The organism is Xenorhabdus sp. Sc-CR9 (genome assembly GCF_963897815.1).
In the GTDB taxonomy this organism is placed as follows: Bacteria; Pseudomonadota; Gammaproteobacteria; order Enterobacterales; family Enterobacteriaceae; genus Xenorhabdus.
Genome location: NZ_CAWQTY010000221.1, coordinates 1 through 14,163 on the forward strand (window position 1 = coordinate 1; position 14,163 = coordinate 14,163).

A 14,163-nucleotide genomic window follows, 5' to 3' on the forward strand; every position below is an offset into this window, starting at 1 on the left:
AACGTGATGAGCTTCATACCTTCAAGGTTATCCCCAACCGATGGGTGGTCGAGCGTTCATTTGCCTGGCTGGATAAATGCCGCCGCTTATGGAAAAACTGTGAACGCTATTTAAATACCAGCCTTCAATTTGTTAATTTGGCCTTTCTTATCCTATTACTGCGCAGGAAAAATTCTGAATAGGTTCTAAGGTGTCTTTATCTATTTGAGTGAGATAATGCTTTATGTTTATGGTTAATCCCAAAGCTGCTTTGACCACTGCTATTTGTACCGTGCAAAAAAACGATGGGGTTTCGATTATTCTCCAGACCGTCTTCTGATTCTTTACGGTAAGAAACAAATGAGTTTTTCAACTTAATAATCTTATCAATCGACTTCACAATGTTTTCCTCTGTGTGATGTAGGACAGTGTCCTTTTATACCCTAATTTTGAAATTCATTGGATATAGAAGAATAGTGGGGGAAAGCCAAGGTGGATGTTTGGGCCAGCCATCAGACTCACCCAAACGGGATCAAAACACAATCGTCCTGTTCATTAAGTTATTTTTTAATACACCGTTTTTAAGTATTTTCTCTCGTTATCAAAAACCTAAGCTATCCAACAAATCATCAACTTGTTCTTGGTTGGCAATGATACCTGTACCATTTTGGTTGACTTGAGGGCCGTTAAGGAGACTATCGTTCTCTTTTTTCCCTTTAGCCATCTGGTCAGAGGGCATATTCTCCATTAATACCATAACCAATTGTTTTTCCAGTTCCTGAATGACTTCCATCATCCTCTTGATTACCTGTCCCGTGAGATCTTGAAAGTCTTGTGCCATCATGATCTCAAGTAATTGGATATTGGTAAATGAGACATAATCAGGCACAAGAGTCAGGTAGTTTCTCGTATCTGTTACCAGTGAGCGGGCATCAGTCAGCTCCAGATCTTTCGGGTTTGCAAACCACTCATCCCAACGTTCAGTCAGAGATTTTGCAGACGCTTCCAGTTCATTCTGACGGGGCTGTGCTGCTTCAACACAATTCAGCACTCTTTCAGCCGCCTGTGCCGTCATTTGAACAACGTAATTCAATCTCTCCCTTGCATCTGGGATCGCCTCAGCCGCCTGAGCTATAGTTTGATCCAATCCCAGTTCACGCAGACTATCACGCAGCATTCTTGTCAACTGCCCAATACGACTAATTATTTCACTGGTAGGAATTGCCTCACCTCTAGGCATGACTGGATTTTCACTCATTTTGTCTCCTTAGAGCCCCAATTTTTCAAATATCTTATCGAGCTTCTCTTCTAAGATAGCGGCAGTAAACGGTTTCACCACATAACCGCTGGCTCCAGCCTGTGCTGCTGCAATAATGTTTTCTTTCTTCGCTTCTGCCGTCACCATCAAAACAGGTAAAGAAGCCAATTTTTCTTCTCCGCGAATCGTTTTCAATAATTCGAGACCATCAATATTTGGCATGTTCCAGTCAGAAATAACGAAATCAAATTCAGAAGTACGAAGTTTAGTCAGCGCTTCAGCCCCATCCTGAGCCTCATCTACGTTGTTGAAACCTAGCTCTTTCAATAGATTACGCACAATCCGGCGCATAGTTGAAAAGTCATCAACAACCAAAAATCTCAGATCCTTACTTGCCATAAAAACTCCTTAGAATTTCATTTGTCCGGCAGCACAATTTTGTTTGCAAAAACAATACAGTAAAAATAATGTTGCAAAAACAGTGCTGCAAAAATTAACGTCAAATAACAACTACTAAATGCGAATCGATTGCCCTGCGCTGATTTTAGCAAGCATAGCTTTGCTGATGTTTCGGATGTCCATGACATCATCCACTGCTCCCAATTGAATCGCTGCCCGTGGCATGCCAAATACCACGCAGCTTGCTTCGTTCTGCGCCAGGGTATAGGCTCCCGCCTGTTTCATTTCCAACAATCCCGCCGCACCATCACTGCCCATGCCCGTTAAAATGACGCCTATGGCATTGCGCCCCGCATATTTGGCAACAGAGCGGAATAAAACATCAACAGAAGGGCGATGACGATTAACCGGGGGCGCATTGGTTATCATGATTTGGTAATTGGCACCACTGCGACAAAGCTCCATATGGCAATCCCCCGGTGCTATGTAAGCATGACCAGGCAGGACTCGCTCTCCATCCTCGGCTTCTTTGACAGTGATTTGACTCAGTTTATTGAGGCGTTCAGCAAATGAGCGCGTGAAACCAGGGGGCATATGCTGTGTGATCATCAATGCCGGGCTGGTAACAGGCAGGGGTTGCAGCAAATTTTTAATTGCTTCCGTTCCCCCCGTCGAAGCTCCAACTGCGATCAGTTTTTCACTGGATAATAATGGCTTGAAATTCAGCGGTTCAGCAATTTCAGAAGACTGTGCCATGGAACTGACTTTTGCCTGTGCCGCAGCACGGATTTTCTCAGCAATCAGTTCACTATAAGCCAACATACCTTCACGGATACCCAGCTGTGGCTTGGTGACAAAATCCACGGCACCTAATTCCAGCGCTTTTAATGTAATTTCCGAACCTTTTGCTGTCAGAGAAGAAACCATCACAACTGGCATAGGACGTAACCGCATTAATTTTTCAAGAAAATCGATCCCATCCATGCGAGGCATCTCGACATCCAACGTTAATACCTGCGGGTTGTATTTTTTTATTAAATCGCGGGCAACAAATGGATCCGGAGCACAATCGACCACTTCCATATCAGGGTGGCTATTGATAATTTCCCGCATGATTTGACGCATCAGCGCCGAATCATCCACACAAAGAACAGTTATTTTATTCATGACCCCTCCTTGCCCGACTTACACCGTAAACGGTATGTCCTTGCAAGTAGAACTCTCGGCTGATTTGAGTGACGTTTTCGGAATGCCCTGCGAAGAGCAAACCATCCGGTTTTAAGACATTGATAAAACGGCGCAAAATCCTTTCCTGTGTCTTTTTATCAAAATAAATCATGACATTACGACAAAATATCGCATCAAATTTACCGTCTAGAGCCCAATCAGAATCCAATAGATTCAAGTGCTGAAAATTCACCAATTCAGCAAGCAAAGGGCGAACCCGAGCATGACCTTCGAAAAGACCAACTCCTTTGAAAAAATATTTTTTCTTTTGGGTCTCACTCAGAGACTGTAATTCTTCCAGTCGATAAACACCCTGCCGGGCTTTCTCCAGCACGCTGGTATCGATATCGCTGCCAATGATTTTTAGCCGATTTGAACGATGCCCCAGTGCATCACACAAGGTCATTGCAATAGAATACGGCTCCTCACCTGTTGAAGCAGCTGCGCTCCAAACACGGTATGTTCCCCCATTTTTCCTGCTGGCATGTGTCGCCAGAATAGGAAAATGATGGGTTTCCCTGAAAAATGCCGTGAGATTGGTGGTTAATGCGTTGATGAATAATTCCCATTCGTTACTGTGGATATCTTGTTCCAAAATCGACAGATATTGGCCAAAGTTATTAAGTCCTAATACACGAAGCCGCCTGACTAAGCGGTTATACACCATCTCACGTTTATTTTTTGCCAGTACAATGCCAGCCCGTTGATAGATAAACTGGCAGATACGCTCAAATTGCGCATCTGACAAAACATGCCGCTGAAGCATAAAGTTCAGCGGTGCAATAGCATCAATATCTGAAGCTGTTAAATTGGATTTCATCTGACCTCAGTGTACTTAACTTACAATATACTCATTGGTCATGTTTGATGCAGAAGACTTCTGATGACTATATTCATTGCCAGAATCTTTAGGCAGTTCAAATTGAGCAACGTTTTTCACCAGCATGTCTGCTTTCTCTTCAAGTGCTGATGCAGCCGCCGCAGATTGCTCCACCAAGGCCGCATTTTGCTGTGTGACTTGATCCATTTGGCTGACAGCTTGGGCAACTTGATGAATACCACGGTTTTGTTCATCGGAAGCAGCCGCAATTTCAGCCATCAGTTCTGTTACCCGGTTAACAGAGCTGACTAATTCATCCATGGTTTGCCCCGCATGATTAACGAGTTCTGAGCCTTGGTTTACACGATGGACAGATTCATCAATTAAGGTTTTAATCTCTTTTGCTGCCTCGGCACTTCTCTGTGCCAAATCACGTACTTCACCTGCAACCACGGAGAATCCACGCCCTTGTTCTCCTGCGCGGGCAGCTTCTACCGCAGCATTAAGAGCAAGGATATTGGTCTGGAAAGCAATGCCATCAATGACGCTGATAATTGCGCTGATTTTCTTCGAACTATTGGCAATTTCATCCATGGTTGCCACAACACTCGTGGTCAATTCACCACCTTTTGAGGCAGTTTGGGATGCGGAAACTGCTAATTCGCTGGCCTGACGTGCATTTTCTGCGTTCTGCTTCACAGTGACGGTCAGTTCTTCCATACTGGCTGCGGTTTCTTCCAGTGATGCTGCTTGTTCTTCTGTCCGTGACGATAAGTCGGTATTTCCCTGTGTAATTTCCTGAATACCGATATGCATTTGATCGGTGTTATCCCTCACTGCCGAAATCGATTTAATTAACGATTCCTGCATATCACGTAGTTTTCTGAATATGTCGCCAATTTCATCATTGGTTGTGACAGACACTTCTTTATCCAAACGGCCTTCTGCCATATCTTGAAAACAAGCTCTCAGATTTTCAAATGGTTTGAGCAGATTACGTTTCAGCCACCAATTAGCTGCTATAGCAACAGTAAATACCATCAGAATGGAGCCAAAGAACATAGCAACAGCAATTTTGTAATACAGTGCTGCGTCGGCCATCAATTCTATAATGTTGTTATTGAGGTAATGCATATAATTGTTATATACAACTTCCATCCGACGCTGATGCTCTTCTGTCGGCTGATCAAGGAAAGCCTGAAAATCTCCTCCATAAAGAAAATCTTTCAGCTCTTTCAGAGCATTAAAATATTCTCGATGAGCCTGCTCAATCTCAGCTAATAAGTCATCCCTTTTTTTACTCTCTCCAATTTGGGGCAGTGAAATAAATTTGGCAAAATTTCTTTCCGATTCATTCAGTGAGCTTTTAAGTAATGCTTCCATCGCATCTATCTGAACTTGCGGCTGTCCTACTTTTTGTGCAATTGCGATTTTATTCAGAGTGTTACGCGTTTGTAACAATGCTGCCCAACTCAAGCCAAGGGTATCTCTCCGTTGAGTTCCCAGATCAATTCTTTCAATATATGTCTGATCTGTATGAATTATTCCCAGCGATAAACCACTCGAAACAATTTGCATAACACAAAACATCATTAATAATAGATACAAACTGGTTGATATGCGAAGCTTGCCTAACATGTAATCACCTCGTTTAACGGCTGCCTTAAGCAGCCGTGGTTATCGCTATTATTTTTTTAGAATGTTTCCCAATTAGATGGGTCTTCCACATCACTGCTTTTTTTCAGTGTGGGGGAATTCGTTTTATTAGCTGGAGGGGTTGACGTCTTTTTCGTCAATAAAACTTCATATTTTCTGTTTTCAGGTTTCATCCTTTCTACTTGCTCCGGTAACTGGAACAACGCGACCGCTTTGGTCAATACTTTTGCCTGCTCTTCCAATGCTGCCGCCGCAGCGGCAGACTGTTCAACCAGTGACGCGTTTTGTTGAGTAACTCTATCCATTTCAGAGATAGCCACACCAACTTGAGTAATTCCCCTGCTTTGCTCATCAGAAGCCGATGCAATTTCTCCCATGATGTCGGTCACGCGTGTTACGGAATTGACAATTTTCTTCATGGTTTCACCCGCACTTTCTACCTGCATAGAGCCAGTATCAGTGCGGTTTACAGAGTCTTCAATCAGTCCCTTAATCTCTTTGGCTGCTTCAGCACTACGCTGTGCCAGATTGCGTACTTCACCCGCAACAACGGCAAAACCGCGTCCATGCTCTCCGGCACGGGCAGCTTCCACCGCAGCATTAAGTGCAAGGATGTTGGTTTGAAAAGCAATGGCATCAATCACGCCAGTGATATCAGAGATTTTTCGGGAACTGTCAGCGATTTCATGCATTGTCTCAACAACATTAGCCACCACCTTACCTCCTTGACGAGCGATATCAGAGGCATTGTCAGCTAAGTTACTGGCCTGGCGAGCATTGTCAGCATTTTGTTTTACTGTCGCAGTCAGCTGTTCCATGCTGGCAGCTGTTTCTTCCAACGAAGCTACTTGCTGTTCTGTCCGGGCAGAAAGATCGTTATTACCTGCAGCAATTTCGCTGGTGCCGGTATAAATGGTTTCAGTACTTTGATGGACGCTTCTGACCGTGTTAATCAATTCTTCCTGCATGTCTCTCAAGCCAACAGCTAACATGCCCATCTCATTATTACCGGATACGGTAATCGTCTGAGTCAGATCTCCTTTTGAGAAGGCTTTTATGTTTTCCAGCAATGTATGCAATGGATCGATAAGTGCTTTACGCAGGCCAATCCAACTTACGGTCATGACACCAATCAGCAACACAAATACAGAAATCAGGCTGATAATGACGTTGCGATAAGCGCTATTCGCTGTTTCTGATATTTCTTGATACAGTTTGTCATTCTGGTTCAAATAGAATGTATGTTCCACATTAAAAGCGTTTTGGAAGCCAGTGGTTGGCTGTTCAAAAAAGGATTTAAAGTCTTTTTTTGTCAGAAGAATATCAAGTTCTTTCAAAGCATTAAGGTAGTCACGGTAAGTTTGTTTCAGTATTTGAAGACGCTCTGGATCATGTACAGGCAGTTTTGGCAGTTTATCAAACTGTTCGAAACGGCGTTCCGCACGAGCAATATTGACTTTGGCTTCCGCCCAGATTTCGTCGACAGAATATTCACTATCAAAACTCTGCTGCTTCATTATGGTGACGATACCAATACGATTCAGATTATTACGAGCTTGCAGCAGGTTAATCCAACTTTCATCCAGTAATTTTTGCTGCTCGCGCATTTTATCCGTCAGCTCAAATGCTTCTGTATCATCCTTCAACCCATTGAAGAATAAGCCCCCGGAGATAAATTGCAGAGCACCAAATAATATGATGACCGAGATCAGTCCCGTCACTATTTTCATTCGGTTAAACATGACTTCCCTTTTGTAATAAATTGCTATGCCAGTGTTATCGGCACGCTTAAAGGGAACTTTATGCGTAATTCTAAAAATTGATTTTTTTACAGTGCTTTTTTTGATCTAAAACATTTTCTATCCGGCGACCTGAAACAATAAAGCTGCTGTTTTTCTTAGTACAGCAGCTTTAAAAACATCAGCCTTTCGCAACTGAATCGACCAATGCCATTTCTTCACTATTGAGGAGCTTTTCAATGTCGACCAGAATCAGCATCCGTTCATCAAGGGAACCAAGCCCTGTCAAATATTCTGTTGATAACGTAACCGCAAATTCCGGTGCTGGGCAGATTTGATCTTCTTTCAGGGAAAGGACATCTGACACGCCATCCACCACAATTCCGACGATGCGATTCAGCAGGTTCAGAACAATAACAACAGTGTTGTCGTTATAGGTAACATCTTCCTGTGAGAATTTGATCCTCAAATCAATAATAGGAACGATTACCCCACGCAGGTTAGTAATCCCTTTTATAAAGTTAGGCGTATTCGCAATGCGGGTAACTTGGTCATAACCACGAATTTCCTGCACTTTCAGTATTTCAATTCCATACTCTTCGTCACCCAAGGTGAAAACCAGATACTCCTTTCCGGTTGTTTCCCCTGATAATTTATTTAATTCTTCTATGGCTGACATGATGTTACCTTTTGACTTTGAGATGATTATCACCTTTACCTTTCAAGCCACCGCTCTATTGGCTATGCCGCAACCTGAAATCTATCGGGTCTATCTTATTTGTTATTTATTCACCAACTCTGCTTTACGCACAGCCAATTGTTCATGGTTGAGTTTCTGCAAAGCAGGAATATCAATGATGAGTGCAACACTACCATCCCCCATGATGGTGGCCGCAGAAATACCCGGCACTTTGCGGTAATTGCTCTCAATATTTTTAACAACAACTTGGTGCTGTCCCACCAGTTTATCTACCAGCAACGCATAACGGCGTCCGGCACTCTGCACAATAACGGCAATGCCTTTTGTAGGATCGGTTTTTCCATTCGGGATATCGAGTATGCGGTACAGTTCAAGCAACGGTAAATACTCCCCACGTACCTGCAATAATTTCTCATCACCCGCCAATGGGTAAATATCTTCTTCCTGTGGCTGCAATGAACTGACTACAGCCCCCAGAGGCAGAATGAAAACTTCCCCATTAACTTTGACGGACATACCATCCAGTATTGCCAATGTCAGTGGGAGCAGAATACGAATGATGGTGCCCTTCCCTTCTTGGAAGTTGATCTGAATCTGCCCACCCATATCCTGAATATTACGTTTAACCACATCCATTCCGACACCACGACCAGAAACATCTGTTACCACTTCTGCGGTAGAGAATCCGGGCGCAAAAATCAGCATGGCCACTTCTTCATTGCTCATGTTTTCGCTGATGTTCAGGCCCTGAGACTGTGCTTTAGCCAAAATCTTCTCGCGGTTTAAACCTGCACCATCATCAATAACTTCAATACAGATATTCCCACCCTGATGCTCAGCCGCCAGTGTCAAATTACCGGTTTCTGATTTTCCTGCTGCAAGACGTTTTTCTGGACTTTCGATACCATGATCAAGACTGTTACGTACCAAATGTGTCAGAGGATCGATAATTCTCTCAATCAAACTCTTATCCAGTTCTGTTGAGCTACCGATCAGTGTCAGCTCCACTTTTTTATTGAGTTTTCCGGCCAAATCACGCACTAAACGTGGATAACGGCTAAACACATATTCCATCGGCATCATGCGGATAGACATGACAGACTCTTGCAAATCGCGGGAATTTCGCTGCAATTGAGTCATACAACTCAACAATTCGCTGTGTATTGCCGGTTCCAGACCATCACAGTGCTGTGCCAGCATAGATTGGGTAATGACCAATTCCCCTACCAAATTGATAAGTTGATCGACTTTTTCAACAGCGACACGAATACTGGAAGATTCCGCACGTTGACGTGGTGATCCCGCCGCAGGACGAGGTGCAGGACGCCCGATTTCACGTACATTTGTCTTTTTCGGTGCTTCATCAGATTGTGGCTTATTTGGAGTTTCTGTATTTGTCGCTACAGGCTTTTCGCTTGTTGTATTTTTTTCTGTGCTTACTGTTTCTGCTACAACAGTTTTTTCAGTTTCAATTTTGGTCACTTCTGCCTGGGTTTCATGCGTCGGTAAAAACGTTATTTGTTCAGGCTCAACCACAAAACACAATACAGCAGTAATATCATCTTCTGTCGCAGATGTTATTAAGGATGCTTCAAGGCTGTTTGAAGTTTGTTCCACATCATATATATCACCAAGATGAGCTAATTCATCCTTCATCAACGCAACTTCACGTTCTTTCAGTCCAGATAGATGAATACGGATCTGCCCATTATCGGGTTTATTTATAGAAGAAGATTGAACGCCTGCTACCGCTTGTTCTTTCTCTGTAGTATCTACGGCTTTAGTATCTACAGCTTTTTCTATGACAAGATCAGCTTGAATTTCAGATGATGCAGCGAAAAGTTCCTCTTCCTGTTTATCTTCCTGTAGCTCTAACGCAAGCTGACGTAATGTCTCGCAGATATAATTGAATGTATCTTCATCCGGCTCCTGTGAACTTTTATAGGCATCCAATTGTTGCTGCATAATATCTTTCGCTTCTAAAAACAGGTTGATAATCTCAATGGTCAGGCGTATTTCATCACGTCTGGCACTGTCGAGCAGATTCTCCAAAACATGCGTAGTTTGTTGCAGCTTGGTAAAACCAAAAGTCGCAGCCCCCCCCTTAATTGAATGGGCACTGCGAAATATTGCGTTTAGCTGTTCAGGATCAGGTTCATCAGCGTTGAGCAGTAATAAATGCTGCTCCATATCCGCTAATAACTCATCTGCTTCATCAAAGAAAGTCTGATAAAACGCGGTAATATCCATCGTTACTTACTCTGTCACCTTATTAGTATCACTACTCGGTTCAGCCGATGGCTGCTCCGGTTTTGTGATTTCATTGGATTGGTCGGTAGGTTGTTGAACAGGTGTTCCCTCATTCGAATCCATTCTGATGACTTTTTGCATGTCCATACTATCGTTAGCGGTCATGGCGCTGCCGCCACTATTTTCCTGCTCAATTCGTTTTTCTGCATCTTTATTCAGTACAATGATACTGATACGACGGTTAATCGGCGCATTAGGATCAATGCCTTTCTGCATGCTAACAGTGGATGCCATCCCGACAACCCGCAGGATTTTCACTTCGTCCAAACCCCCCATCAACAATTCACGCCTTGATGCATTGGCACGATCAGAAGAAAGTTCCCAGTTGCTGTAACCTCGCTGACCATTGACATACTGTAGATTATCGGTATGACCAGAAAGGCTGACTTTATTCGGAATATCATTCAGGATTGGCGCAATTGCCCGTAAAATATCGCTCATGTGACTTTCAACTTTTGCGCTGCCAATCATAAACATAGGACGATTTTCCCGATCGATGATCTGAATGCGCAATCCTTCATCCATCATGTCAATCAATAAATGAGGACGCAGTTCTTTAAGGCGGGGATCGGTAATAATCAGCTGATCAAGTTGCTGGCGCAGGCGGTTCAGACGGCGATTGTCTTCGCTGGTTTCAACTTGTTTAATTTGGCGGAAGACTTCTCCATCCTGTTGGAAAATATCCTCTCCTCCACCAGGGATCGGGTTTGTGCTATCACTGCTTTGTTGCCCTTTATTAATAGCGACTTGCAAAGGAGTGCGAAAATATTCTGCGATGCTGGTTAACTCCTGTGGGCTGGCGATGGATATCAACCACATCACTAAAAAGAATGCCATCATCGCAGTCATAAAGTCAGCATACGCAATCTTCCATGATCCACCGCAATGGCCCGGATCATGTTTTTTACGCTTCTTTATTCTGATGACGGTAACATTATTCGCTCTCATAATTATTCTTCAACTTCTTGTTGTATAGGGGCTTTAACCCGACGAACATGCTCTTCAAGTTCTGTAAATGAAGGGCGATCGGTGAGGAATAATGTTTTGCGACCGAATTCAACGGCAATTTGTGGTGCATAACCGTGGAGACTGGAAAGTAGTGTCACTTTGATGCATTGCATCATTTTGACTTGTTCGCTGCTGCGTTGACGAAGTAATGTGGCCAGGGGAGAAACAAAACCATAAGCCAACAAGATCCCTAAAAATGTTCCCACCATCGCATGTGCGATCAAAGCACCTAATTCCCCTGCCGGACGATCCGCAGATCCCAGAGCGTGGACAACCCCCATTACAGCTGCAACAATACCAAATGCTGGCAGTGAGTCTCCCACCATTGCTAAACTTGTAGCGGGTACTTCACTCTCCTGTTCATAAGTTTCGATTTCTTCATCCATCAAAGCTTCGATTTCATGAGGATTCATGTTACCGCCAATGATCAAGCGCATATAATCAGTGATGAAATCCATCAATTGCTGATCTTTCAGTAAACGGGGATACTGGGTAAAAATGTCACTTTGATGTGGGTTTTCAATATCCCGTTCCAAAGCAAGAAGCCCATTCTGGCGCGATTTAGATAGTAAGCGAAACTGTAACGCCATAAGATCCATATACATCGCTTTATTGTATTTTGATCTGCGCAATATTTTTGGTAAAACACGCAGGGTTGCCTTTATCGCCTTGCCATTATTGCCCACGATAAAAGCACCAATTCCCGCGCCTGCAATAATTAGAAATTCCGCTGGCTGATAAAGTGCGCCCATGTGACCACCGACAAGCAGATAGCCACCAATTACCGCACCAAAAACCACTATATATCCTAAAAGTACTAACACGCGATATCCTTTAGCTAAGTTGGTGAGCAGATGGGATTTGAACAGAGTGAATTGATAAATGAAGAAGGGTGGGTGGCAGGTTACAGGTTTTTAAAGCCTGTAACCTGAATTTTACTTTCCCATTTAAATTCACACAGCTTGCTGAGCAAATCCATCCAGCAGTTGTGAATTAGTATCGGCAGGTTGAGAGGAAAGTTTACGTTTTTTTACCGCTCGTGACGGCGGCTGGCAAAGACTACAAACAAAACTATTGACTGGTTGGTGAGCATGTGTGATGAAAGTTCCACCACAACAACGGCACTCTGTTGGTTGTAGCATACCACTGTCAACAAAACGAACCAGTGTCCAAGCTCTGGTCAATGCCAAAATAGGCACATCTCCATTATTTCCCGGGGGACATTGCTCAAGGTACAGTCGATAAGCTCTTACAACAACTTCTACACCTTCACAATGTCCACTTTTCAACAGAAAACGGTAAGCATTATAGAACATTGATGAATGAATATTCTGTTCCCAAGTCATAAACCAATCCGTCGAAAAGGGGAGCATCCCTTTAGGTGGAGGACTTCCCCGCAACTCTTTATACAACCGGATCAGTCGGCCCCTGCTTAGTTGAGTTTCACTTTCAAGCATCTGCAATCGTGCACCTAAAGTGATGAGTTCCATTGCCAGCTGAATATCTTTCGCTTCCTGAACAATACTTTTTTCAACCATCTTTACGCTCTTTTCTTGATTGAAGTGTCATCCTGAGCGGATAACTGCTGAAAAAGATGAGTAGACAGCAAGATACCTGTATGAATTTGTTGCAGATCGTCCACCCGCGACTCCTTCGTTAACTGCTGCACGGTTTCGTGGTCTTCAAACCGAAAATGGCAAATCAGTTGGTTTGTTTCAGCTAATTTTACTAACTGAGGCAATGTCAGCTCGGCCAACGTATCAGCCATCGATTCACTAATACCTAAACGGAACATCGCAGATGCTTTCTCATGGTTAATTAGCCGTTGCGCTAAAAGCAAATACGATAAATTTATGTCATAAATATGTTTGAGCAATTCAACCGTACTCATTTCTATATATCCCGTCCGATTACATGAAAAAATTAAATTAAGTGATCAAAGAATCACTCACGACAAAATTACCAGTAGCATGAGATTCAATAATCTCCGACATAACTGAAATATACATCTTTAGCCAGAGCAGTAACTGTCCTTTGTATTACTCTTGGGATCGCCCAATTTCTAAAATATTTCGGTAATGGGTTGTGAAAGTATTATTGCGTCATCTGGGTAATACACTTGCCACAATTGATTAAGAATATTCTTAATGCTAATTAACTTTACTCCTGAATCATCAACTTATACAACGGAGAATATATGTCATTTTAAATACTATGTGACCATGATCACAAAACTAACACTTTTTATTATGATTCTAGCTCATTAACTATTCAAGCAATAGAAAACAAAAAATAGTCTACAATTAATAAGTTAAATTATTTAAATAAAAATATTAGGGACTGTTTTTTGTTTTATGCGATCTATTAAACTTATAAATCCAAAATAACGATAAAAAATCTCTCCTTTAGTAAAATTACCAATATCTTAGTAAAATTTGCCTCTTGATAATGTAGGTAGGTACTCATCTTCCACTATAACTTGATTGAGATCATAGTTATGCCAAATTTATTAATTATATGTGAATACTAGTTATTAAAAAGATACCAGTCTGATCATTTTTAATTTATGATCGTATTTTTTTCACACAGAAGAAAGAGAGGCACTTCATCCACTCACGGATCAAATCTCACACAGATCACAAAAATAAGATAAAATACAGTATGATATTGAAATAAAAAAACATCTACCTTATTACCCTCCTATAGATATAGCCAGCAATGCTTTGCCAACTAAACAAAATCAACGTCTATCAAGAGCCATCGAAGCTATTCTTGCCCATAAAAATAAATAAATTTTCCTAAACAAATAAAACGCATTCATAGCCTGTCTGTGACATAAATTTAACCAAATGCTCATCGGTGATTATTTCCACTTACTGGCTAGCTTCCACACAAAAACATAAGAAAAAATAATCAATTAAATTACTTACAAACTCACAAATGATAAGGATAATAAAATTTCCCTTATACACAACTTACTCTTCCAAAGAATAGAAAGAGATTCTATGCATGGGAACGCACACATTCTAATACAATATACACATGTACATCGCGTGACGAGCAGCAT

14 protein-coding genes are annotated in these 14,163 nt (G+C 42.3%); 1 reads left to right on the forward strand and 13 read right to left on the reverse strand.

Annotated features, from left to right (window positions below; translation table 11 throughout):
- On the forward strand, window positions 1–182 hold a 182-nt coding region (locus tag AACQ81_RS17490), incomplete at its 5' end, for a transposase (protein WP_237387800.1).
- Window positions 183–196: 14 nt separating this feature from the next.
- On the opposite strand, the gene AACQ81_RS17495 is transcribed toward AACQ81_RS17490, so the two are convergent.
- The 13 genes from AACQ81_RS17495 to flhD all read right to left on the reverse strand — a co-directional run bounded on the left by AACQ81_RS17495 (window position 197) and on the right by flhD (window position 12,987).
- On the reverse strand, window positions 197–379 hold the full coding sequence (locus AACQ81_RS17495) for a hypothetical protein (protein WP_237388108.1): 183 nt from the start codon (window positions 377–379) through the stop codon (window positions 197–199).
- A 201-nt stretch (window positions 380–580) separates the two neighbouring features.
- Window positions 581–1,237 (reverse strand): protein phosphatase CheZ, encoded by a 657-nt coding sequence (gene cheZ / locus AACQ81_RS17500; RefSeq protein ID WP_237388109.1) that lies wholly within the window; start codon window positions 1,235–1,237, stop codon window positions 581–583.
- A 9-nt stretch (window positions 1,238–1,246) separates the two neighbouring features.
- Window positions 1,247–1,636, reverse strand: coding sequence for a chemotaxis response regulator CheY (gene cheY / locus AACQ81_RS17505; RefSeq protein ID WP_092547648.1), 390 nt, complete (start codon window positions 1,634–1,636; stop codon window positions 1,247–1,249).
- 114 nt (window positions 1,637–1,750) lie between these two features.
- A complete protein-coding gene (locus AACQ81_RS17510) occupies window positions 1,751–2,803 on the reverse strand; it encodes a protein-glutamate methylesterase/protein-glutamine glutaminase (RefSeq protein ID WP_237388110.1) in 1,053 nt (350 codons plus the stop codon).
- Window positions 2,796–3,683 (reverse strand): protein-glutamate O-methyltransferase CheR, encoded by an 888-nt coding sequence (gene cheR / locus AACQ81_RS17515; protein ID WP_272903116.1) that lies wholly within the window; start codon window positions 3,681–3,683, stop codon window positions 2,796–2,798. The genes AACQ81_RS17510 and cheR overlap by 8 nt, the downstream gene beginning before the upstream one ends.
- Window positions 3,684–3,698: 15 nt before the next feature.
- A complete protein-coding gene (locus tag AACQ81_RS17520) occupies window positions 3,699–5,321 on the reverse strand; it encodes a methyl-accepting chemotaxis protein (RefSeq protein ID WP_237388111.1) in 1,623 nt (540 codons plus the stop codon).
- Window positions 5,322–5,377: 56 nt separating this feature from the next.
- A complete protein-coding gene (locus AACQ81_RS17525; RefSeq protein WP_237388112.1) occupies window positions 5,378–7,081 on the reverse strand; it encodes a methyl-accepting chemotaxis protein in 1,704 nt (567 codons plus the stop codon).
- A gap of 178 nt (window positions 7,082–7,259) precedes the next feature.
- On the reverse strand, window positions 7,260–7,757 hold the full coding sequence (gene cheW, locus AACQ81_RS17530) for a chemotaxis protein CheW (RefSeq protein WP_237388113.1): 498 nt from the start codon (window positions 7,755–7,757) through the stop codon (window positions 7,260–7,262).
- A gap of 102 nt (window positions 7,758–7,859) precedes the next feature.
- Window positions 7,860–10,028 (reverse strand): chemotaxis protein CheA, encoded by a 2,169-nt coding sequence (cheA, locus tag AACQ81_RS17535; RefSeq protein WP_237388114.1) that lies wholly within the window; start codon window positions 10,026–10,028, stop codon window positions 7,860–7,862.
- Window positions 10,029–10,034: 6 nt separating this feature from the next.
- Window positions 10,035–11,036, reverse strand: a complete 1,002-nt coding sequence (gene motB, locus AACQ81_RS17540; protein WP_237388115.1) for a flagellar motor protein MotB — start codon at window positions 11,034–11,036, stop codon at window positions 10,035–10,037.
- Window positions 11,037–11,038: 2 nt separating this feature from the next.
- Entirely contained in the window at window positions 11,039–11,920 is an 882-nt protein-coding gene (gene motA, locus AACQ81_RS17545) for a flagellar motor stator protein MotA (protein ID WP_237388116.1), read from the reverse strand.
- 129 nt (window positions 11,921–12,049) lie between these two features.
- The gene (gene flhC / locus AACQ81_RS17550; RefSeq protein WP_237388117.1) at window positions 12,050–12,634 is read right to left on the reverse strand and encodes a flagellar transcriptional regulator FlhC; all 585 of its coding nucleotides are present in this window, start codon (window positions 12,632–12,634) and stop codon (window positions 12,050–12,052) included.
- A 2-nt stretch (window positions 12,635–12,636) separates the two neighbouring features.
- Window positions 12,637–12,987, reverse strand: coding sequence for a flagellar transcriptional regulator FlhD (gene flhD / locus AACQ81_RS17555; protein WP_010847229.1), 351 nt, complete (start codon window positions 12,985–12,987; stop codon window positions 12,637–12,639).
- Window positions 12,988–14,163: the final 1,176 nt, after the last annotated feature.